This window comes from Aliivibrio sp. S10_S31 (assembly GCF_014694495.1).
Taxonomy (GTDB): Bacteria; Pseudomonadota; Gammaproteobacteria; order Enterobacterales; family Vibrionaceae; genus Aliivibrio; species Aliivibrio fischeri.
Window position 1 is genome coordinate 196,631 of record NZ_JAAUWR010000001.1, and the last position, 23,507, is coordinate 220,137.

At 35.8% G+C, this 23,507-nt stretch carries 14 protein-coding genes and 1 other RNA gene; 9 read left to right on the plus strand and 6 right to left on the minus strand.

The features are described 5' to 3' along the window. The first annotated feature begins 5 nt into the window (after positions 1-5). Genes tssK through HC728_RS01030 form a run of 5 tightly spaced genes read left to right on the plus strand, consistent with a single transcriptional unit; the run spans position 6 to position 7,319 of the window. Positions 6-1,328 (plus strand): type VI secretion system baseplate subunit TssK, encoded by a 1,323-nt coding sequence (tssK, locus tag HC728_RS01010; protein WP_011261628.1) that lies wholly within the window; start codon positions 6-8, stop codon positions 1,326-1,328. A gap of 1 nt (position 1,329) precedes the next feature. Further along, entirely contained in the window at positions 1,330-2,163 is an 834-nt protein-coding gene (gene icmH, locus HC728_RS01015; RefSeq protein WP_190395025.1) for a type IVB secretion system protein IcmH/DotU, read from the plus strand. A 10-nt stretch (positions 2,164-2,173) separates the two neighbouring features. Further along, positions 2,174-5,695, plus strand: coding sequence for a type VI secretion system membrane subunit TssM (tssM, locus tag HC728_RS01020; protein WP_190395026.1), 3,522 nt, complete (start codon positions 2,174-2,176; stop codon positions 5,693-5,695). After that, positions 5,692-6,363 (plus strand): PP2C family serine/threonine-protein phosphatase, encoded by a 672-nt coding sequence (locus HC728_RS01025; RefSeq protein WP_005418697.1) that lies wholly within the window; start codon positions 5,692-5,694, stop codon positions 6,361-6,363. Before tssM ends, HC728_RS01025 begins: the two co-directional genes overlap by 4 nt. Continuing rightward, entirely contained in the window at positions 6,360-7,319 is a 960-nt protein-coding gene (locus HC728_RS01030; RefSeq protein ID WP_012533467.1) for a serine/threonine-protein kinase, read from the plus strand. Before HC728_RS01025 ends, HC728_RS01030 begins: the two co-directional genes overlap by 4 nt. Here HC728_RS01030 and HC728_RS01035 read toward each other — a convergent pair whose 3' ends face one another. Further along, positions 7,320-9,215 (minus strand): diguanylate cyclase, encoded by a 1,896-nt coding sequence (locus HC728_RS01035; protein ID WP_017019105.1) that lies wholly within the window; start codon positions 9,213-9,215, stop codon positions 7,320-7,322. It lies immediately after the preceding gene. A 187-nt stretch (positions 9,216-9,402) separates the two neighbouring features. Further along, a complete protein-coding gene (locus HC728_RS01040; RefSeq protein WP_017019106.1) occupies positions 9,403-10,152 on the minus strand; it encodes a DUF481 domain-containing protein in 750 nt (249 codons plus the stop codon). A 238-nt stretch (positions 10,153-10,390) separates the two neighbouring features. On the opposite strand from HC728_RS01040, the gene ffs reads away from it, so the two are divergent. The 4 genes from ffs (at position 10,391) to HC728_RS01060 (ending at position 14,102) form a co-directional block, all read left to right on the plus strand. Continuing rightward, positions 10,391-10,487: signal recognition particle sRNA small type (gene ffs, locus HC728_RS01045), an RNA gene on the plus strand. 119 nt (positions 10,488-10,606) lie between these two features. Next, positions 10,607-11,227 (plus strand): TnsA endonuclease N-terminal domain-containing protein, encoded by a 621-nt coding sequence (locus HC728_RS01050; protein WP_190395027.1) that lies wholly within the window; start codon positions 10,607-10,609, stop codon positions 11,225-11,227. A gap of 2 nt (positions 11,228-11,229) precedes the next feature. Next, positions 11,230-13,092: a Mu transposase C-terminal domain-containing protein gene (locus HC728_RS01055; RefSeq protein ID WP_190395028.1), complete on the plus strand. Its 1,863-nt coding sequence runs from the start codon at positions 11,230-11,232 to the stop codon at positions 13,090-13,092. Continuing rightward, the gene (locus tag HC728_RS01060; protein WP_190395029.1) at positions 13,092-14,102 is read left to right on the plus strand and encodes a TniB family NTP-binding protein; all 1,011 of its coding nucleotides are present in this window, start codon (positions 13,092-13,094) and stop codon (positions 14,100-14,102) included. The genes HC728_RS01055 and HC728_RS01060 overlap by 1 nt, the downstream gene beginning before the upstream one ends. A 150-nt stretch (positions 14,103-14,252) precedes the next feature. On the opposite strand, the gene HC728_RS01065 is transcribed toward HC728_RS01060, so the two are convergent. The 4 genes from HC728_RS01065 to HC728_RS01080 form a co-directional block, all read right to left on the minus strand. Continuing rightward, positions 14,253-15,701 carry a hypothetical protein gene (locus HC728_RS01065; RefSeq protein ID WP_190395030.1) on the minus strand — a complete coding sequence of 483 codons (1,449 nt, stop codon included), beginning with the start codon at positions 15,699-15,701 and terminating at the stop codon, positions 14,253-14,255. After that, positions 15,698-20,542, minus strand: coding sequence for an AAA domain-containing protein (locus HC728_RS01070; protein WP_190395031.1), 4,845 nt, complete (start codon positions 20,540-20,542; stop codon positions 15,698-15,700). Before HC728_RS01070 ends, HC728_RS01065 begins: the two co-directional genes overlap by 4 nt. Before the next feature lie 972 nt (positions 20,543-21,514). Further along, a complete protein-coding gene (locus HC728_RS01075; protein ID WP_190395032.1) occupies positions 21,515-22,903 on the minus strand; it encodes a DEAD/DEAH box helicase in 1,389 nt (462 codons plus the stop codon). Further along, positions 22,903-23,478, minus strand: coding sequence for a hypothetical protein (locus tag HC728_RS01080; protein ID WP_190395033.1), 576 nt, complete (start codon positions 23,476-23,478; stop codon positions 22,903-22,905). The genes HC728_RS01075 and HC728_RS01080 overlap by 1 nt, the downstream gene beginning before the upstream one ends. Positions 23,479-23,507 lie beyond the last annotated feature (29 nt).

Genomic DNA, 23,507 nt, shown 5'->3' on the forward strand with positions numbered 1-23,507 from the left:
GATAAATGCAAAAAGTTATATGGAAAGAAGGCATGCTATTGCGGCCTCAACATTTTCAACAAAGTGATCGTTACTATCAAAATCAACTGCAAGTACGTACGCAGAAGCAACACAGGTTTAATTGGGGCTTCCATTCTCTGAGTTTTGATAATCATCATTTATCTGTTGGAAAGATCGTGATCAGTCAGGCTAGTGGTATTTTACCCGATGGTTCACTATTTGATATTCAACATCAAACAACCCCTATTGTTTGGGAGTCTGATGCGCCTAAAACAAACTTAAATCTGTATTTAGCGATTTCTTTATCAACTATCAATAGTCCAGAAGCTCGCGATGAAAAAGAAACCGAAATTAACACTCGTTATGTTTCTCACGATTTAACCATTTCAGATAATAATGCCCAAGTACAAAACTTGCAGACTATCAGTTGTGGTGAGTTGGATTTTCATATTATTACCGAAGAAGAGATTGATAATCATTGGGTTAAAATTAAACTGTGTGAAATTAAACAAGTCACTCCAGAAGGTGCGATTCAACTCAACCCTAATTTTGAAGCGAGTTTTATTAATGGTGTTCACTCGTCTCTTGTTCACCGTTCGCTACGAGAAGTCTTAACACTCGTTACTCATAAAGCCGATATTTTAGCCGAACGTATTACCAAATCAGGGCACGCAACCTCTGAAATTGGTGACTTTTTATTACTTCAATTATTAAATAAGTATGAGCCTCAACTCCACTATCTAAATAAGTGCTCTCAATACCATCCAGAGGAGCTCTTTTTATTACTTTCATCTTTGCAAGGAGAGCTGTCTACTTATGATTCTGGTCATCGTCGACCAGATCTAAAATTATCATACAATCATAAAGAACAAGGCGAGTCATTTGATCAGATCTTATTTCATTTGCGTAAACAACTGAATCAGTCATTAAAACAAAACGCCTTTGAGATACCACTACAAAAACGCAATCACGGTGTACTTATTGCCCCTATTTCTGATGATAGCTTATTGCAAGAAGCCACCTTTATTCTCGCGGCTCGCTCTCACACCGATGCTGAAAGCTTACGAAAACAACTGCCACCACAATTAAAAGTCGGGCCTGTTGAAAAAATTCGCAACCTTGTAAACCTTCAATTACCGGGTATCACTTGTCGCTCACTTTCCGTAGCCCCAAGACAAGTTCCTTTCCATGGTGATTATTGTTATTTCACCCTTGATTTAACCTCAAACGATCGCTCTCAACTAACGCAATCTGGAGGATTTGCTTTCCATATTGCAGGTGATTTCCCTGAGCTTTCTCTTTTCTTTTGGGCAATAAGGAATAGTTAATATGAACAACAGTAGCATGGATGACCGTACTGTACTTATCACACAAGAGCCAAATCAAGTTAATCCAACATTAACTGAAAGCCCAAGTGCACCCAAATTCAACCAGCTTCAAGAACGAATGGTTTACGCCGCGCGTATTAAACCAGAAGAATACAATTTTGCAGGAAACAACCCACTAATCAGTGCTGCTTCCTCATTACTCTGTATCACGTGTGACTTAAAAAAAGAAAGCTACCAAGATATTGAGTTACTAAAACCTAAATTAGTTGAAGAGTTAAAATCCTTCGAGTTTCAAGCCATTAACTCAGGTGTTGAGAGTAATTATGTTGCCTTATCTCGCTACCTGCTTTGCACTTTCGTTGATGAAATTATCGTAACAACGCCATGGGGTTCAGAAAGTCACTGGGCCTCAAAAAGTATGTTAAGTAGCTTTCATAACGAAACATATGGTGGTGAGAAATTTTTCTTACTATTAGAAAAGCTCAGTAGGAACCCTGCTAAATATTTAGATTTATTAGAGTTAATGTACTTATGTTTGAGCTTAGGTTTTGAAGGTAAATATCGAGTTTTATCAAGAGGTTTGGTCGAATTAGACGCCATTCGTGATTCTCTTTATCGCCAAATTCGCTCTTTACGAGGAGATGAGCAAGCCAGTCTCTCTCCAAACTGGGAACCGAAACAAGTTCAACGCCATAAACTCACAAGACAAACCTCTTGGGTTGGCATCGTATGCGTTGTGGTTTTCTCATTGTGTGCTATTTACGGTGGTTTCTATTATGTATTGGACCAACAATCAGAGCATGTAATTCAAGCTTTTCAGCAAATTGATTTATAGGATTTTACGGATGAAATCATTTTTTAATTCATTGCTTAACACATTAAAAAAGACATGGTGTTGGAGCTTATTATTAACACTATTTATTGCCTTATTATTGTGTCTATTTGGTAAACATATTGCGATAGCAAATACCCCATTAATTGAAACGACTACTGGAAAAACATTAACGGTTATCATTTGCTTACTACTATGGGGAGCATTCAATCTGACTTTGTGGGGCTTAGCAAAACGAGAAGCACAAAAAGAAGAAAATAAAGAAGCGTATGAAGCCGCACAATCTGAAATGGCTTTTATTCGTGAACACAGCACCATTCTCAAAACAAAACTTGAAGCTGCAATTGCAACAATCAAGCGTGCTGGGTTATATGGAAAACTCAATAATAACGTTAAATATCAACTTCCTTGGTATATGGTTATTGGCCCACAAAATAGTGGTAAAACAACTCTTTTAGAGTGTTCAGGGTTAGATTTCCCTTTAAACCAAACTGATGGGCATTACACAAGAGACATTCAAAATAGCCAACATTGTGAATGGTATTTTGCTAACCATGCCGTTCTTTTAGATGCTGCAGGACAATTTTTTGATCAACATGGAAATGAGTTAAGTAAACCAATTTGGGGCAATTTTTTAAAAGCTTTACGCAATAAGCGCCGCCGTCGCCCATTAAATGGGGTCATACTAACTATTGATATCACAACATTACAATCTCCAGATGAAAGTGCTATCGAAGTTCAAGCCCGCTATGTTCGTGAACGCTTACAAGAGCTAAGACATGATTTAAGCTCAGATATGCCTATCTATTTCTTATTAACGAAAATGGATAAAGTGGAGGGATTCGAACCCTTTTTCTCTTCTCTATCCAGAGAGGAAATGGACCAAGTGTTTGGCGTCACTTTTAACGAAGGGGAAGGCCAACAAGCCGATAAAATTAAACATGAGTTCGAAAAGCTCATTTTACGTATCGATTCCCAAGTCATGTCACGCTTACACGATGAGCGTGATGTGATGAAACGTGCAGAGCTATTACAATTCCCACGCCAATTAAGCTTCCTTGCTGAACGCTTAGCGTTATTTTCTGAATTAGCCTTTACTAAAACCCGTTATCACCAAGCCTCTCATTTACGCGGTTTATACCTAACGTCAGTACCCGAGCCAACAAATACCCATACTGAATCAACCACGTCAGGTATTGGGCAAAACCTTGGGATCAGCTCTCGAGTTCTCCCTACTTATAAACATCAACGTGGGTTCTTTATTCGAAAATTACTCGAAGAGGTGATTTTTCCAAACAGTGAGCTCGCTACATTGGATGAAAAATATGAGAAACAAGTAAAACTGAAAAACATGGCGGTCTATGCAGCCTCTTTTGCTATTGTGATTGGGTTTGGTTCATTATGGGCAACCAGCTTTTTAACCAATCATCATAAGCAACAAGAATTACTGTCTCTTTCTAGCGATTATAATCAACAGATTGTCCATTTATCCCCTTTAGCTCCTTCTATTGAATTACTGCCAACGTTAAATACCTTATTAGCAGCAACTCAAGTGTATTCAAAAGAGAGTGAAACGCTCACAGATGAGTTTGCGAGACTCCAACAAGGAGATAAATTACGGAAGGCAGCAGAAACCGCGTATCAAAGAAGTTTACTGAACTTATTACTTCCTAAAGTGACAAGTGAACTCGAATACCAAGTGGCAAACAATCAAGATAATAGAGAGTTTTTAACGCCCTCTTTACGTGCATATTTAATGTTGAATCTACATGAACATCTCGATAAAGCATATCTAGAAGAATGGATGGGATTGCATTGGTCATATTTATACAGTGGTTCAGCAACAGAACAGAAAGAACTTCAAGCGCATTTTTCTAATCTATTAAATATCGAATTTGAACCAGTTCAATTAAACGATAATTTAATCGCTAAATCTCGTAAATTTTTACGTGAAGCAGATACATCAGAATTGGTTTACCAACAACTGAAACAAGATGCAAAAGAGATGGATTTACGTGACATAAAAATCAGTGACCACTTAGGACCAAATCAAAACCTGTTCAATCATACCAATACCATTATTCCTGGTTTATATACGCAAAAAGGATATAAAGCGGTTTTTCTGAGTAAAGGATTAGACCAAGTAAAACAACTGATTGAAGAGAACTGGGTTATCGGTTTATCAAGTGACTTAAGTGCAAATGAGATCCGTGGACTATACGCAGATGTCGAAGACTTATATTTCCATGATTACATTAAATATTGGAAAGAAGCGGTAGATCAACTTCAAATTAAGCCATCTAAAAACATGGATGAAGCCATTCTTCAGATATCGAATATTACCGGTTCAAGTCAACCAATTTTAAAACTTTTAAATCTAATAAAAGAAAACACCACCTTTGTTGATAAAACACAAGTTGCCTCAAAAACTGCAGGTCAAGTTAAAAAGCTCCCTGTAAATACAAAGCTTAAGAAAGTCGCGTCTCTAGGCTTACACAGTGTTGAGGAACGCTCTCAAAGCGCGCGAAAAGCGGTCAGCAATCAATTTGAACCACTTAATCTTTTACTCACAGATAAAGATCAAGCAACGATTCCATTAGAAGATGCGCTAGTTGTGATCAATGAATTGAGTGGCCGATTATCTATGGTGAAGTTCTCACCTAACCCTGATTCATCAGCCTTTAAGATTGCTCGCGATCGCATGCAAGGAATACCAAATGAGTTAAATGATATACGTGTAATGGCAGAAACGCTTCCCCAACCATTACAGCAATGGTGGAAACAAATATCAAATAACGCTTGGGGTATCATACTGAACCATTCAAGAAAACATGTACAAATGGTTTACCATGATAAAGTCGTTACTCATTACGATGTCGCTTTATCTGGTCGATACCCATTTAGAAATAGTAGCCATGATGTAAACATTGCTGACTTTGATGAATTCTTCCAGAATGGCGGTATTTTAGACAATTTCTTTGACGCCTATTTATCCTCATTTGTGTATAAACAAAAAGGAAAATTCAAACAAAAATCCTTACATGGACGTTCATTAGGGCTGTCTGATTCATTCTTAGATCAATATAACTACGGGTTAACTATCCAGCGTATGTTTTATGGTTCAAAAGGAAAAGAAGCCAATGTCTCGTTCCGTATTGCGCCATTTGAACTGGATGCAAGTGCCTTACAGTCCACATTTTATTACGGGAAAAACAAATTTGCTTACCGTCATGGTCCAATACAGAAAAAACAATTTACTTGGCCAATAACCAACCAACGTCAATACGTAAGTTTTGTTTTGCAAGATCTGAGTGGCTCTAAAGTCGTAAACCAACAAAACTCAGGCCCTTGGGCTTTCTTCCGAGTATTAGACAAATTCAGAGTCAATAAATACCGAGGTCAAGATGTCATAAAAGTAGATCTAGAAAATAAAGGAATGAAAGCCAAATACCTTATTTATAGTGATCGAACCCCTAATCCTTTTAATAGAAAAATATTAACGAATTTTTATCTTCCAAAAAGGATTAATGGATGAGCCAACAATTTCAAACGGCCCATTTTTCAGAAGAAGGCAAGGTAAGAGATAAAAACGAAGATGCGATTTTATCTTTTACCGAGCAAGGCATCTGGATAATAGCAGATGGCATGGGTGGATATGAGTATGGTGAAATTGCGAGTGGAATGATTGTTGATGCTTTCCACTCTGAATTACTGTACGGCAGTCTAGAACAAAAAATAGATAAAGCAAAAAGAATGCTTTTAAAAGTGAATCACCATTTAAGTCAAGAAAAGACATTATCCCATAGTGCCGTTATTGGCAGCACGGTCTGTATGTTAATAGCTCATAATGGTCATATCGCTTGTCTATGGGCAGGCGATTCTCGATGCTATTTATTTCGCCATAACAAGTTATATCAAATATCGAAAGATCACACCCGTGAGCAAAATGGGAAAGAAGCACTCACACAAGCCATAGGAATGGGCCACAATTTATCAATTGAACATTGCATTATTCCATTACAGCATAAAGATACTTTTCTTCTGTCCAGTGATGGCGTACATAAGTACTTATCAAATAATATGATTGAAGCGTGCATGGCTCTTCCAAGTGCTCTCAAAGGCTGCTATCACTTAAAAGAACAAGTATTACTAACAGAAGCAAATGATAATTTATCTGCCATTATGATTAAGGCCAACAGATGACTGATATCAATATAGATCACTTTATTTCCGATGACTCCGATGAACTAAATACAGAGTCTACAGTAAAAGAGGCAAGTGCTCTCCCTCTTCCAAAGATCATTAATGAACGTTATAAAATTAAGCGAGTTCTTGGTGTTGGTGGTATGGGGATTGTGTATCAAGTTGATGATTTATTGCTAAAAAGCATAGGGTTGAATAATTACCATATGGCAATAAAAGTGTTAAATAGTGAAGCCTCCCATTTTGCTGATGCCGATTTATTACTTGTGAATGAATACATTCAATCTAGTCATTTACACCATCCAAATATTGTATCAATACAACACTTGGCGTTATGTAATGAGTCGCAGCGTGGTTTTCTTATTATGCCGGTTATTAAAGGTGAATTGCTCTCTCTATTATTGGATTCACCTTTTGAAAACATTCCTATCGATGCGAGATTAAAATACGCCTATAGCTTGATTAATTGCATACATCATTGTCATAAACGAGGCGTGATACATGGCGATTTAAAACCTGGAAATATCCTTATTTCTGATAGTAATGAATTATTTTTATTCGATTTTAGTATCAGCCGAAACATAAACCCAGAGAAAAACAAATTCACAATAAACTTCAATCAAGTTCATGCTTGGAGTGGCGATTATGCCGCCCCAGAAGTTCTACAAGGCAATGCCCCAACAATAAAAAGTGACTTATATTCATTAGCCATTTTACTCTATAAATTACTATTTAAAGTACACCCTTATCAACAGAATAAAGAACAATTAGAGCCAAGAACAAGAGAAGAACAAAAACTGCATCATTTACTACTACAAGCCATGGGCCCCGTACCAAGCGAACGGCACTTGAACTTTAAAGGGCTACTTAATATATTCAAAGAAATGAAGAACTGCCAAATAGACACCAAAGTGCCTATGATGAAAAAGGTAACTTCCATATTTTCTAAAAAGTAATTACGCGATTTGATCCATTTCACTGGATGGAAAACAAGATATTTGATTTCGACCGGCCGTTTTTGATTCATATAAGGCAAGATCAGCACGCTTGTAAGTTGCTTCACCACAACCACAAATATCAGTTACGCCACCACTAACACTTACAGATTGTGAACCATCAGCAAGATGAATAGCAACCCTTAAGCGATTTAAAATCACTTCAGCTTCTTTCAAACTTGTATTTGGAAGTAAAATAGCAAACTCTTCTCCGCCAATTCTTGCTACAAAATCAATACTTCGACTTTCTGTTTGCAAAATTCTAGCGACATTTTTAATGACTTTGTCGCCGACATCATGTCCGTATTGATCATTAATACGTTTAAAATAATCGATATCAATGATAGCCAAACAAGACATTTTTACTTCAGGCGTTAAACGCTGCATATTTGTTAATTTTGAAAACTCTGCTTCAAACTTTCTTCTATTCCAGCACTGAGTCAACATGTCTTTTTCACTCAACTCTCTTAAGCAGTTTTCTAATTCTTTTCGAGCAGTAATATCAACAAATGAAGCAATAAAGTATTGAGCCTTACCATTTATACCCATGATCGCTTGAATTCGTAATATCTCAGTAATTAAGGTTCCATCTTTTCTTTTATTAACAACTTCACCTTCCCAACTCTGATTTTCTTGAATTGTTTGCCACATTTCAGCATAAAATGCATCACTATGAACACCAGATTGAAAGATTGAAGGACAATGCCCGATCACTTCAGATTCTTTCCACCCACTAACTCGAGTAAACTCGTCATTTACCTTGATGATGCGGTTGTTCTTATCTGTGATCACAATCGAAGACATTCCATTCAAGGCAGCTAAAGCTAATTGACTTTCAAGACTGGTTGTTCGATGTTTTACGATATATCGAGAAATAATAACGGATAAGATAACAAGTAAGATAATAGCCATTATTGTTTCATAAAGAATAAATGCTAATTTATGATCTGTACCCGCAGAGTCTACTTTAATATTACTTGTTAATAGTAAATAAAGTTCGCTTCCTTCAAATCCATTACCTAATGCTATTTTATTAAATGCATAAAAATGTTTCTTATCTTTGAAATTATGGATGTTACGATCTTCCATCGCTCTCCATAAATTAGGGTTTTCAATCAATAAATTAAAACTATCTCTTTCTTCTATAAGATTACCTAACATTTTTTCTTTATTTTTTGATGCTAGGTAATACCCCTCCAGGTCAACAAATTCTAGGTTATAATGACTATCGATCGAATAATCGATCTCTTCAATTATTTCGTAAACATCTAAATTAAAAACCAAATACCCCTTACGGTCATCAGCAACTTCTACAGGAGTAAAAATGCGTAATGTGGGTTGAAGAGGTATAACTACTTTTCCATTTTCGACTTCAAGGTCAATACCAAAAGAGCCAACCTCTTCCGCTTTTAATGTTTGTGCATATAGAAAATAGTTACGTTGAGACTTATCCTGTAATTGATAAATAGGGGTAACTTTAATTTCACCATTAATATCATCAACCCGAGACTGCTCCATACCATCGGTGTCAATAAAACGCACCTGTGATATATATGAATAATTGGTTGCAGTTAATGACCAAAGAGATTCAAGTAATGCTCTATTTTTTAAAGATTGTGATTGGATAAACTGCAATAATGCACGACTATCTGACAATAATCGTAATGAAGTAGATAACTCAGAAGAGATTTCATTGATGGCATTTTGACTATAATTTAGCTGATGCTTCGCCTCAGTCTCTCTTAAAGATTGAATGGCATTCAGTTCTGTTTGATATAGTGTCCAAAAATAAAAAATCGGAGTAGCTCCGATTAATAAAAATGTAACAGCAAAATATTTTATTGATTTAAGATTCATGTAACCTATATAGATAACTAATTTTTTCACTGTTATTTTATCAAATATATAAAATAAATTAGTGATCACACTCTAATAGTTTAGATGAATAACTTAATTAATGGCGCTGTTATATTGACGCCAATTATACATCCGGGCTAATTAATTAAACCAATAACCATTCAGCCTGAATATAATTAACAATTATCTAGAAATCATAATTTAGACTGATTGTACTGTATATTTCATCGTGTTCTTTACCAGTAGCCACAACACTATTGTATATATACTCAGCATCAATCAACAAAGACAAGCTCTCCATTAATTTATTTTTTAAATAAACATGAGTCGTTGTTGTTGTATTTGATTCACCATAATCCATACGAACACCACCGCCAAGCTCTAAACCATCAGTGATTTTGCTGTCCCCTTCAATGAACAAGTTTGCAATTACTTCATCTTCCGAATTGTTTGGTAAATCTTCATCAAAAGCTTGTCGTTTAGAATAACGATAACCCGGACCGGCCCCTACATCTAATTTTGAGTTTGAGGAATCCACTAACGTTGCACCAAAACCACTGACTAACAAGGCTTGCTCACGGTATGTAGCAAACTGATCGTGCTCATATTTAGCATTTCCAAATACAAAGAAAGTCTCTGTCATGTCATATTTAACATCATAAACTGTTTTATTTTTGTTCGTACCATCATCACTCTCATTACCTTTTGTATAGTAAGTCGAGAACGCAACTTTATGATGCCAAAGTGCTTCTTCATATTTTAGAGTTAATCCAGAATTAACCGACATCGAAGTTTCATCTGTTTTGGTATAGATAAAACCGATCTTTGCATCTCCACTAAACTCCCCATTATCAGCAGGCGGTTCTGCTGCTAGAGATGAAAAACTCAACAAGCTTAATGATGAGATAAATAATGCAATTGCGGTTAACTGTGACATGAATTTCCTCTATACATAATTAAAGTGGTGCAATTATAACCAAGAGAATTCCATTTATCGGCTAAAGTACCGTTAGTTCTCAAAATCGAGACTGTGTCTTTTTTTCAATGATTTCCAAACACACTCTAAGCGTTCATTTATTAATCACTTAATTTGTTTTTGCTTATTTATGCTTGCAATCTACACGTGCATGTTGAATAATCCATCTCGTTCCTAGGAACAACAGAATCTATGGAGGCCCTGGTCCTCCCGCAACACTAACTCGTGAACTCGGTCAGGCCCGGAAGGGAGCAGCCGCAGCGGGCGACGTGTGTGCCGGGATGTGGCTGGGGCTTCCACCCATCTGATGCTTGCAAAATAAGTCTGCATAAATTGCAAAGAAGTCTACAAATTTGCAAAATAAGTTCGCATAACCTACCTTTAGTTGTAAGTTTACAACATGAAGGTGAATGCCATGTACGTCCGTACACTAAAACAATCTCAAGTAAAAAACATTAGTAAATTTATGAGTATGAAGAATGATTCAATCATTCGTACAGAATCTATGCTTGAATTTGATATGTGCTTTCATCTTGAATATTCTCCTGATATTGTTAGCTTTGAATCTCAACCTCAAGGATTTCATTACGAATATCAAGGAAAACATCTCCCCTACACTCCAGATTTCCTCATAACACATTCATCTGGACAACAACAACTACTTGAAGTCAAACCTCTTTCCAAAACCCAGCACCCCGATTTTCAATCAAAATTCATCAAAAAACAGCAAGCAGCCAAGAAATTAAATCTTTCATTAGTTCTTGTTACCGAAAAACAAATTAGAACAGGTCATTTACTCAACAACTTTAAACTTCTACATAGATATTCTGGACTACATAGTATTTCTGCTACTCAAAAAGCAATTATTAACCTCATTCAACAGGTAAATAAAATTCAAATTAACCAAATTGCAAACAACTTAAACATTAGTAACGGAGAGGCATTAACAGGTGTTTTAAGTTGGCTATCAAAAGGAGCACTGCAAACCGATTACTCAAATGAAGTGATTAATGGCAACTCGTATGTGTGGGTATAACGATGAGCTTTCCATTTAATGATGAATTTCAAAAAATAATAGAGATTTCTGGTGAACAAAATAAAGTCATTCGCAATGAAGAAGTAAACTCACTCCTATTATCCCTTGATTCGTATAGTCATGACATAAAAATGGAAGTACTACGCCGTATTTCCTTTATTAAATGGATCAAACCTCGTTTAAAAGGTGGTTGGACGAAAAAAAACTTAACCCCGCTTCTTAATGATGCTGCGACTCAATTAAACATGCCGGCCCCTAACTGGCGAACTCTTACTGAATGGCATAAAAACTACCATTTAAGTGGAAATAATATAACCTCTCTAATCCCAAAACACTCAAATAAAGGTAATACTCAGCAGCATACCAATAGTAATTTTTTGATAAAGAAGGCAATTCACGAAAAATACTTAACACTAAACCGACCCTCTATCAGCCAAACATTTAAGTACTATTGTGCTTTAGTCATACTAGAAAACCGCTCTATAACTACGAATAAAATTAAAAAAGTTAGTCAACGTACTTTCTATAATCGAATCAATGCATTGCCTAAATATGACGTTGCAATTAAACGCTATGGAAAACGATATGCTGATATTTATTATCGTAAAATAGGAAAGATGCTAAATGCAACACGCCTCTTAGAATATGTAGAAATAGATCATACTCCACTTGATTTAATTTTACTGGACGATGAACTAAAAATAGTGCTGGGAAGACCATATCTCACTATACTTATTGACCGCTATAGTAAATGCATCATTGGTTATAATATCAGTTTTAGGCCACCTAGTTTTGAGTCTATTCGCCACGCTTTTTGTAATGCCTGCCTTGATAAATCTTCAATTACACAACAGTATCCTCATCTAAAAAATGACTGGCCTATGGCTGGAAAAATTGAAAATCTTGTTGTAGATAATGGTGCAGAGTTCTGGAGTAACAGTTTAGAAGATAGCCTACGACCTTTCGCTACCAACATTTTATTTAATAAAGTTGGAAAGCCATGGATGAAGCCTCTTGTTGAAAAATTTTTTGATGTATTAAATAAAGGCTTGGTGCATTCACTTCCAGGAACAACTCGCTCAAGAATAAAACAACTTAAGGGATATAACCCTAAAAAAGATGCCGCGATTACATTCAGTCTATTTTTAGAACTATTTCATACGTGGATTATCGATATCTATCATATGTCTTCCGATACAAGAGAGACGGCCACTCCTTATTTTAAATGGCAAGAAGGCGTAACGACTCTCCCCCCACTCACATATACAGATGAAGAAGCTCAACAATTACGAATTGAACTTGGAATATTAAATACTCGAACAGTTCGCATTGGGGGTATTTTTCTTTATGGATTACGTTATGAATCAGAAGAGTTAAATGAATACAGAAAAATTTGGGGCGCTATTGATAAGAATAACCTAACATTAAAAACCAAAACCGACCCTTCTGATATATCACATATTTTTGTCTATTTAACTAATGAATCACGCTATATTAAAGTTCCTTGCATGACAGATATTAGCTATACATCTGGCCTTACGTTATTTCAGCATCAAACAAATCAAAAATTACAAAGAACTAAAACAAGATTACAAATAGATCATGAAAAACTTGCTGATTCACGTATGTATGTTGAAAATAGAATTGCGGAAGAAGTAGAAAAAATCAAATCTAGTAAAAAACGTACAACGAAAACTACCCATTCATCAAAGATAGCTCGACACCAAGATATTGGTAGTCATACTCAAAAATCAATTCATATACCTAATGAGCAAAGTGATACAAAAAAACAGAATAAGAATCAAAATGAGCATGATATTTTAAATGGTTGGGATGAACAGTTTGATGATTTAGAGGGATTTTAATGCACACTTTATCTTCGGTTCAAAAAGAGCAGCTCATCAACTTTAATCAATGTTTTATTGAGTATCCAATAATTACTCATATCTACTCTATTTTTGATGATCTACGGATGAATCAAAATTTAGGAGCAGAACCACAATGTATGCTCTTACTTGGTGATACAGGTTCAGGTAAATCAGCACTCATTAATAACTATCTGTTACAACAACCGTCATCAAATTTTTCTGCACTCAATTCATTACCCATTTTGCATACACGTATCCCACGTAGAGTGAATAACGAACAAACCATGTATCAATTGTTAAGTGATTTGAGACAGTCACCTCCAGGTTCGAGAAGAGCAAAGCGCTCTGAGATCGCTCTCGCCGAGGGAGTCGTACGAGCTTTACAGCGTAAAAAAACAGAACTCATTATTATTAATGAATTCCAAGAACTCATCGAGTTTTCAAGTGCTAAAGAACGTCAGAATGTCGCTAACACGCTTAAATACATTAGTGAAGAAGCTAGAGTATCAATTGTTTTAGTTGGTATGCCCTATGCAGATATTATTGCTGAAGAGCCTCAATGGGGCTCTCGCTTAGCATGGAAAACACAAATAGAGTATTTCTCATTAAAAAATGACATGAAAACATATATTCAATTCCTAAAAGGCCTAGCAAATCGAATGGGATATGATGAGGTGCCATCACTACACAATAAGGAGCTTGCTATTCCACTGTTTTCAATTTGTAGAGGTGAGCTAAGGCAACTTAAGAACTTCTGCTCTGATGCGATGCTAGAAAGCTTTAAACAAAACAAAAACACACTAACTCATGATGTTTTAAGTGCCACTTTCAAATACAAATACCCAACGAAGAAAAATCCATTTGAAATGAATGTAGCTGACGTTCCAATTCAAGAAGTAGAGTCTTATTCAAAGTATAATCTAAACGCAATGACTGATGATGAACGTCTTACTGCAACTAAGTTTCTTGATGCTATATCTTTATCTTCACTGTTGAGTAAGAGTTGAGGCTAATTTTTGATAAGAATGTATCCAATTATGTGATATAAATTCGAACTAAATCATTAATATTGTATTGTCATGTGGTTAACTGAAATAGTCAGTGTCATTTGACCTCATTACCCTCTACTTAAAAAGCAGAGGGCTTATTATTTTTTATCAGTTCTGTTGAAGTATTGGCATAAAATGCTTATTCCGAATTTTTTGTTCTTCCTTTACATCTTTCTTCTCAAAAAAATCATTATATTTAGGTTGAAGCGTTGTCCAATGTAAAAGTTTGTTAGATACTTCGGAAATAAACTTAGGTTCAAAACTCACATAACCTACAGGAAATGAAATATCGCGTTTATCATCTAGTTGTACATGGAACAAACTTGCAACCATTAGACCTGGAATTATCATAAACTCTGCATCTTCTCCACCAAATTTATTTGGTAAGTCCATGAGTTCAGCATTAGATAACTTCCAAAAATTATTCCTTAGAGTCATCGATTCTGGATAACTCTCACAAGCCATGCCTAAAACAACTTTTGATGTTTTCTTTCTTTTATCGAAGAGAGTATAAATTTCATCTACCAATTTACTTAAATCAGTTGTTTTCCCCCACGTTTTAGATTCAGCATTAGTAAGCCAAATCAAACCAGAGTTCTCTGGTTTATCTTCAAATCTAGCTTTAAGTCGCCCCGTTATAATGTCTCTATTATTCTCGGTATAAAAATTACCAAGTAGCATAAATGTATCGTCATTTAGTTTTGTTAAGCCATTTTCATAATGATTTACTAAAGCTTTAATATTGAATGTTCTAGAGTTGTCATCCCAGTACTGAATTATAAGAGGATTATTTGATGCCTCAAGGTATTCATTAAAACTATTATGCTGATCCTTTATGGAATCAACTTCAATCGTCGAGTCCATAAGCGAGAACATTGCTTTTTCTTCATCCCATTCATCAACAGTATTTGAAACATACTCCATTTTTAAAATGTTGGGTGAATCAGTATCCACAAAATATTCAACTTCTAGAGGAAGTGTTGAATCGTATCGGTCTGATACTTGATTTATTTTATAAAGTTCTTTTATTTCTGAAAAAACATCTTCTTTCAATACAAGCTCTCTAAACAAATTAAAATTTGAATCAAAAGCACTTTGCGCTTTATTCAATAGATTACGATAGCATTCATCTGGTAAGGAGAGTGAAATACTAAAATCTTGAGAGCCAGAACGTTTCACATCAGCAGACAGCATTTGAAAACTGTACAATTCAAATTCAACAGGAGAGACTTCATCAGTTACCTCAAAAAAAGTAGGTCTCAGATTCCCATCTTCTTCTGTAAATTTACTCATCGCATAGTAGGTAAGTTTTATTTTCCCACCTTCCCATTCAACCAGGTTCTCTTCTTGTAAATCATCAACGATCGCCAGAATTTCTTTACTCGTTAGACCAAAGTAATCCTGAATAGTCTCCAAACTCGTGGAAGACAATGAATAAATGAGTCTTATCACAAACTCTTTAACAACTGGTAACTCGCGCTTCTTACTAACGGTGTAGTCCATAAAAAAAGACTTTGTTGGTAAGCCAAAGCAAACCTTACTTAATTGGATCTTCATTTTTTTGCCTCCAGTGATTGAGAATTTACAATCGAGTATTCTTTATCACTGTGCTCAGAAATATACTTGTATACTCGACCAAATGCTGAGCCTTCATTGTGATTCTGCCACATATCCGAATTACCAATTATGAACAGTGCTTCCTTAGCACGAGAAAGTGCTACGTTTGCTCGATTCTCTGAAGAAACATAGCCTTGACTGCCCCTAGAGTTACTTCTGACTAGAGAAACAATAACAATATCGTTCTCTTTACCTTGGTAACTATCGATCGTGTCTACCTTTATGATCCCTTTTTCTAGTAATGTTCGAGCCCATGCAACGCCATTGATTTTACGAATTAGATACCTAACTTGTTCTCCATACATACAAATAATGCCGATTTTCGGATCATCATCTTCCACAAGGAGATCTTCCGCGTTTTTATGTGCTATGAGATTACTTAGAAGCTCTAATATAATTTCAGCTTCATATCTATTAACATAACTTTTCTTATTTGCATTTTTAGCGGTTGGTTTAGATTCAAAAGAGTTTCTCTTAGCTTTACTAGTATCAATCCAAGTCACTGGTGTACAAATATCTTCAAACAATTCTAGATAAGCTTTTTTCGTTCCCCCTCTACCAGTCTCTAAACCACCTTCTTCAGAGTAAAAACATTCTGATACTAGGTTTCCTACAGCCGGTATCATTCGGTATTGAATTTTTAAAAATCGCCCTACAGTTTTTCCATAGCTGGAAACGAATGCTCTTTCAAAATCACTACGCTTAAACTCATCAGTACTAACTGTTGGTAGAATTCTTTTGGCTGCATTTATATGCTCTTCATCAAACAGGGGAGGGAGTTGCTTATGGTCACCAACTAAAAGAACCTTACGCCCTACCTGCATTGCTATTGCAAGTTCACTTGCTGGTGATCTAGCAGCTTCATCAATAACAACTAAATCGTAAATGTTCTCTTGGATTCCATAATGATTACGTCCTATACCAACACAAGTGCCACATACTAAAGTCCGAGTCTTTGATAAAAAGTTTTGGAATTGAGACTGACTTGAAGCCATAACACTAAGCCACTCATTTGATATAGAAATGATGTTCTTAAACTTTGACACCAAGTCACCCGAAAAAATTTCATAGTGTCTAGCTAACGCCGAATAAATAAAATCTCGATAACAATTAAGCTCAATACTATCAAAGTTCAGTTCCATTCCTACTTTACGAGAAAAGAATTCAGGTAACTTTTCATCGAACACTTCAATTTGCTTCGTCAATGCGTTTGACGTAATACTGTCTTTATCCTTCATACGAGAAATAATACGATCTAGTTGCTTACCAAATGACCTCTCAAATTCAGTAGCAATTTTCGTAAACTCTTCATCAATACCTAATTCTCGAGCAACCCTCGTAATACGTTCCTCATATTCAGCTTTAAACCTATCTCTATAATGCTCTTGAAGCGCCTTCTCTCCCACATCATCAAGCTGCTCTGAAAGTACATGCTGATCACCAAGGCGAACAATATCTATTTCAGTATCATTTCTCCCAAATAGTGACCTCACTTTCTCTGTTGCATTATTGACAGCTTCATGAGATTGACTGACTAAGAGTACCCTTCTAGCCCCATTAGAAATACAGTAATGGATGAAAGAGCCAATAAATGCCGTTTTACCCGTACCAGGAGGACCTTGAAGCAAGCTTACTGGACCATATTTATACAAACCTTTGAAGGCTTCTCTCTGCTGTTCATTTAGCTTGAAGATCACATTTTCATCACAATCTAACTCGGTATACGAGTCTAACTCAGCATCAGTTGGCTCTGCTTGTTCAGTTGGTTTAACGGCTACTCCTGGGGAAAAGTAATCTGCAATATTACTGATAACACTTCTGTTATTTACCAGATTTTCCGTTGCTAACTTCCTTTTATTTAATGATGATGCCGTCAGTGCACCTTCAAGAACCAAGGTATCACCTAGCTCAATTCTCGCTTTACCCCTGATGTTTATTGCCATCGAATTTGAACTAATATCAACGACAATTCCTATTCTTCGAAGCTCTCCATGCCTTTCTGCATATACAAAAACACGTTCTGTATTAAGGTTAAAGTCTAAAGATGCGCCTTCACTTGTATATTGGAATGTATACTTATCACCTTGAATTCGCGGGTCTGTAGATATTTCAACTCTTGGGTTACTTTCGTGCTCGGTCTCAACAAGTGCTTTCCAAACGTCTCTCGCGTCCGTTACTTTGGAGGCTTTTATATTGGTTAACGTAAGTGTTCCTTGGTTAGAGTTACTTCCTTCCGAGCTTTCAACGCCTTTGCAAAGTTCTTGGTATACCGGACTTTCAAGTATTTCATCAAAAAACGCTTCAGAGGCTTCATTCTCAGAACGGCAAAAATGAATATCCCCACTTAGCTCTAGGATTGATCTTTTCTTGTTTTTTATGAAATCGTTATGTCTGATCTCATCAAAATTGGCTGACACAATAAATTTCTTTTCTGGATGTATCAGCATGCTCAAGCGATGTTTCACGCCTGTAATTCGAACAGAAACTAAATCGCCATCTTTGCCTTTGTTTATTTCTAAATCTAGATAATATTTACCATCATCAGACAAAAACTTGCTCTGTCTGATTTGAAGTTTTTTATGAAAAATCTTAAAAGTATTTACCAACTTGAGAGGAGGAGGACTAATGATGCCCTCTAATTCATCATGCAGTTTTATAATTTCTTGGCTTGATATTTCAGGAAGTTCAAGCAGTTGATTTACATATTTTCCTAAATGAGTTAGCTGTTTCGCAACTGACAATTCACTAATTATCTTCACAATAGCGTAACGGTCTATGTTTGCCTTGGAAATATTTTCATGGTTATTAGGAGAATAAGTAGGCGTATATTTACTTTCATCCAGCTCGATAATGTCAATAAATACTAAACCATTGTCGTTGATAATGATATTTTCTGGGTGGATATCACCATGATGGATGCTTGCCGAATGTAACTCAATTAGTGACGATAGCAACTGCTTGATCCTTAACGTAGGATCATCAATTACTTGTGACTCAAAAAACTGTTTCCAGGTACTGCCTTTGATCCACTCAAATTGGAAAAAGGCGCAGGTCATTTGTGGGTTTAAACCATAGTCAATAATTTTAGGAAGGCACTTTATATCTGCATTTTTTCTAATGTCCAACCTATTAAAAAATGACAGTAGCTGACTATTAACGCCACCATCAGCTGATACGTCACTCACCCCAAACCAAGCTTTCAGACCAAATGAATCATCGATAGCTTTTAAAAAATTGAATGTTCCGTCAATCTTTACTGGGCTGGTGCCTCCAAAATCGACATAAATATTTTTTGAAGAATGATAGTTTGCTAATAGGCTTAGTTTATCTTCACCATCAGACTCACCTACATTCAATAGTTTATTAAGTTCAGTAAGAGCCTCTCGAAGGTCCTTAAAACGAGCAGCAGCTTCAAGCTCCAATCCTCTTTCAAACCATTTCTCGAGTCGTTGGCATATCGAACTATCTTTAATTGGTTCCCAGAGGTAAATGCCATCTTCTTTTGTAGGCGGCTTACCGAATGCAATATAGTGACATGCAGCAGTAGCTAGATATACATCACGAGTAAAATGTGTACCCTCAGAATCATCGTACAACTCTTCAGGTGTTGCAATCTGGTTATGCTGAAGAAGTTTACGAATATTAGACACTGTTTTATTTTGCGGGTCAGGATAAGTTGCTGTTAGGAAATTAGACAATACGACCTTACTTGGGAGCGATACCCAAATACTGTGGTTGCCAAGGTCACGGTGCGCTACATCAATATCATGAAGACTAGCTAAGCGACTTACCAGAGCCTGAATTAAGTTGAGTCTGTTTTCTTCAGTAAGTTTTGTACTGTTCTTTCTAACAAATGTATCGAGACGGTCTTTTTTATTCGGCCATTCATACAATTCAACAAAATCAGAAGATAACTCGCTAGGTAAATACTCTAGTCGAAGATATGTATCTTTAAGCTCTTCATCTTGATTTGCGATATAACCAAGTACATCACTTTCTCTGCGTGCAATTAGAGATCTTTGCTCCGGTGTTCTAGCATGTTCAACGATACAAGGAGAAGTAAAATTCCACCTGCGCATCAACGCTTTATAGTTATGATTATCAGAGCGTTGGCACTGGTATTCAGAATATAGCCCATCTCTATGCTGGAATAGAGGCTGTCCTTGTAAGACATAATTATTAGCAGAATAGTTTTTTGCTTTGAAGTCTGCACTATTATTGGAAAAAACTTTGTCCCATTGTTTTAAGTTTTTATTAGGAGCATCCTCTTTTCGCTTTATCATCCATGAGATATCTTTGAAATATTTCTTATAGACTTTGTCCTCGCCTATTTTGGCAAACTCATCTAGCGTGAATACATAGTCTTGCTCATCAGGGTGAAGATCATCTTTGGTTGCTGTTCCGCACAAGACAACACAATGGTCGACCCAAGGAACAAACCGGCTATTTAAACGTTCTTTCAATTTAGTTGCTAATATTTGAGCAGATCTTCTTGCTTGACGCACACCGTTACTTCGATGTTCTTCTCGTCCATCTGGAAATTGTACGATCCACTTCCCTTCGTTAGAGAAAATTTTTCCTGACCACTTTTTTAGCTCAACGTTTATAATTCGATCGTGTGTAATCAAAATTAGATCGCCTTCAAACTCTTTACTTTGTCTACCTCGCATTTCCAACGAAGAATAACCTTTCCAGTTATTTGGTAGAGCAGCTTCAAGCCTTTCGTTCGCTTCTCTTTCGTAGCCATTAATCCCTAAAGGGTCTAAGCACTTTATTTCCATTATTTGTCCTTTTCAAAAGAATTACACTAGCCAACCGGGAACTGCTTCTAGTTCATAGTTATAATATTTTTTTCTAAAAATTTTGTTATATTTTGAGTCTATTAATTTTCGAACAAACGTCTTTTTTACAAAATCCGTACATAGTTGTCTGACATTATTCATACCACATACATCCAATAATAAGGTGTCCAATACGTTTAAATCGACTTATGTTATAACTTTTTGTTTGTACTATTAAATGATAAGCAGTTTTGAGGATACTTAACTTACAGGCCTATTTTTGCGATATACACCAAACTAAATACTATAAATAGCAGCTTCAATTTATATAGTGAATAACACCACCTATAACTGGCTTTATTTTACTATATCATCTAGATCTAAACACTTAATTTCCATGCTTATTCAGTTATAAGTATCTAAACGCAACAAAAATTAGTTCACATCATAAAATAAACAAATCAAAACTCCCCTCACGATCTAATGGCTTATAAACGAGTTAGAACATTTTATGAAATCAAGCTTTAAAACGAACTAAATACAAACATTCTGCATAATAAACTAACTACGCCTTACGGAAGATCGGCTTCTAGTTTATCCTCCCTTTATCCGCGTTGCGCTATAATAAAATGCAGCTCTGTAACTATTAAACATTAGTCTTAAAGACTCATTTTTTGCGATAAATACAGATTGAATAACCTCATCAAATCGAGTAGTTAAAACAGATCTTAATCTGTAAGTAAAATCACAACTCAGTGGCGCTAACATATCGCAGTTATCAAACCATAAAAGAGTTAGTTTTGTCGCAGACTGAATATCATCAAAGAACGCGGTATTTTCTGTACTGGTCAGCACATGCTCGACCGATTCATAACTAGAAAGTCCAAATATATTACATCTATACCTTCTTTTTCAGCAAGGATGGTCGTTTTTTCAATAAATCGTTCCTATCGTTTAATGGTAAATAACTAGCTAACTCATATGACTAAAAACAGAAATGACTCTCTGTCTAAAGTCACCCTGTAAGGCTATACTTGGAGTGTACGAAAAAGCACTAGTCTCTTGTGGGTAATCGTCAAACATAACCTCTAGACGCTCATTCAGTGCTCTTTGCGTTGCTTTAAAGGCCTTATCTGGATTATCAAATACCGTTGTCGGTAATAAATTAGCCTTTTGAGTCATCTCAATGTCTCTTTCTATTACTGAATAATCTGGTATATCTTCATCTATTCGCTCAGCAAATTCTGTTAATTTTGGTTCAGCAATTGTGAACAACCAGGCTTCTTGATTTTTTGATTGAGTCACTCGTAAAATACGGCCTAATACCTGTCTAAAATACAGCTCTGTTTTTACAGTGCTCAAATGACAACAGACCTGTAAACGAGGAATATCTGTTCCTTCTGAGATCATTCCAACACTAACAATCCATTGTGTATTACTACTCCTAAAATTAGCGATTTCATTTAATGGATTATCATGCCTATAGGTAACAATGGTTACTGTTTGTTTGAATTTGGTTTTGAGTATATTTAAAAGCTCAATAGCATGACTAACCGATGACGCAACGACTAATCCAGCGGCTTCTGGATTATCTTTCCTAACTTCTGCCAATTTATGACAGCTCAACTGCAATAAGTAATTCATCGTTTCTGGATGAGTAATCACTGACTCATAATTTACAGACGAATGCTTTAATAATTCAGATACACTGCCAAATGTTTGTTTTTCCTTTTCATTCTTGGTTACTTGAAAATTATTATTATCAACAAGTACTAAATGTGGGTTTCGACAAACGTTATCCCTCACAGCTTCTCCTAATCCATAGATATAATCACAATAAATTTGATAATCTGGATCAGTATATTTAGCAAGAGTAATTGGAGTAAAATCACTGCGCCACGGCGTTCCCGTTAATGCCAGAGTATATTTTGCCTTCGACTGAATTTTAGTTAGAATTTTCTCACCCCATGCATTCGACTCTGACACATCAGATCCTGAACAATGATGAATCTCATCAAAAACAACTAATACATTATGGTTTTCTAAGATCTGCCAAAAGTCATCACTTAAATGAAGCATATTTTGGTAGGTATATGACCCACCTACCGCACCGATAGAACCATGAAATGACGCATTGAAACGATAAGAAAAAGTAGTTCGCATCCCTTCAGCGACGATTAATGATGGTGAAAAGCACAGAATGAAATCAATCTCATAACTCTGTTTTAGTCGATAACTTATTTCAGCCGCTGCCACTGATTTACCAGCTCCAGGAGTAGCAAGTAATAGTATATGTTGCTGACCGCTTAAATATTTTTCAATACTTAAGTTCACCGCTTCAGCTTGCCACTTTCTTAGCATTAAACTTTACCCTCATCCAGCTGAATAATTTTAGTTAACGCATTTACTTTTCCGCATAACGTCGCTGATTGGGTTCGCAAATCTAAATAAAGAGCTTGTAAATGTGTCGATTCATCAGGAAAAGATGACATAACATGTTTTACTTCTTCAGTTTCGCTTAATACCATTGTCAACTCAGCTTCATACTGAGTTTTTTTCTTCATAATTACTTTCAATAACTCTGAGACAGGTTTCTCTTTATTCTCCATAAAAGGGACTGTTTTGGATATCACTGAAGTCCGCTTAGCCCTCTCTTTAAATTCATAAGATTTCATTGTAACTTGCGAAGTTAAAAGTAACTCAGTCTGGTAATAAGTTAATTTTTTTCCTCCTATTTTTTCAGATTTAACCAATAGTTTTTTCTTTTCCAAAGCAAAAATCTGTCTATATGCAAAAGTTCCAGCAGTTTTTTTCGTTTCAAATAAATCCGACACTTCTAACACACTATCTCTCATATCAGATACGGTAAAACCATCTAACTTATTTTCTATCAATATCTTAAAGATAATCTCATTTAATTTTACTTTGTTACTCACAACCAAAAAAACCTTAACCAAAAAACTTA

What these genes read in the sequence shown, in the direction of transcription:
- HC728_RS01070 (WP_190395031.1), bottom strand. Translation starts at nt 20,542, where the DNA reads ATGGAAATAAAGTGCTTAGACCCTTTAGGGATTAATGGCTACGAAAGA.
- HC728_RS01030 (WP_012533467.1), top strand. Translation starts at nt 6,360, where the DNA reads ATGACTGATATCAATATAGATCACTTTATTTCCGATGACTCCGATGAA.
- HC728_RS01025 (WP_005418697.1), top strand. Translation starts at nt 5,692, where the DNA reads ATGAGCCAACAATTTCAAACGGCCCATTTTTCAGAAGAAGGCAAGGTA.
- tssM (WP_190395026.1), top strand. Translation starts at nt 2,174, where the DNA reads ATGAAATCATTTTTTAATTCATTGCTTAACACATTAAAAAAGACATGG.
- HC728_RS01055 (WP_190395028.1), top strand. Translation starts at nt 11,230, where the DNA reads ATGAGCTTTCCATTTAATGATGAATTTCAAAAAATAATAGAGATTTCT.
- HC728_RS01065 (WP_190395030.1), bottom strand. Translation starts at nt 15,701, where the DNA reads ATGAAGATCCAATTAAGTAAGGTTTGCTTTGGCTTACCAACAAAGTCT.
- HC728_RS01035 (WP_017019105.1), bottom strand. Translation starts at nt 9,215, where the DNA reads ATGAATCTTAAATCAATAAAATATTTTGCTGTTACATTTTTATTAATC.
- HC728_RS01040 (WP_017019106.1), bottom strand. Translation starts at nt 10,152, where the DNA reads ATGTCACAGTTAACCGCAATTGCATTATTTATCTCATCATTAAGCTTG.
- HC728_RS01075 (WP_190395032.1), bottom strand. Translation starts at nt 22,903, where the DNA reads ATGCTAAGAAAGTGGCAAGCTGAAGCGGTGAACTTAAGTATTGAAAAA.
- HC728_RS01060 (WP_190395029.1), top strand. Translation starts at nt 13,092, where the DNA reads ATGCACACTTTATCTTCGGTTCAAAAAGAGCAGCTCATCAACTTTAAT.
- icmH (WP_190395025.1), top strand. Translation starts at nt 1,330, where the DNA reads ATGAACAACAGTAGCATGGATGACCGTACTGTACTTATCACACAAGAG.
- HC728_RS01050 (WP_190395027.1), top strand. Translation starts at nt 10,607, where the DNA reads ATGTACGTCCGTACACTAAAACAATCTCAAGTAAAAAACATTAGTAAA.
- tssK (WP_011261628.1), top strand. Translation starts at nt 6, where the DNA reads ATGCAAAAAGTTATATGGAAAGAAGGCATGCTATTGCGGCCTCAACAT.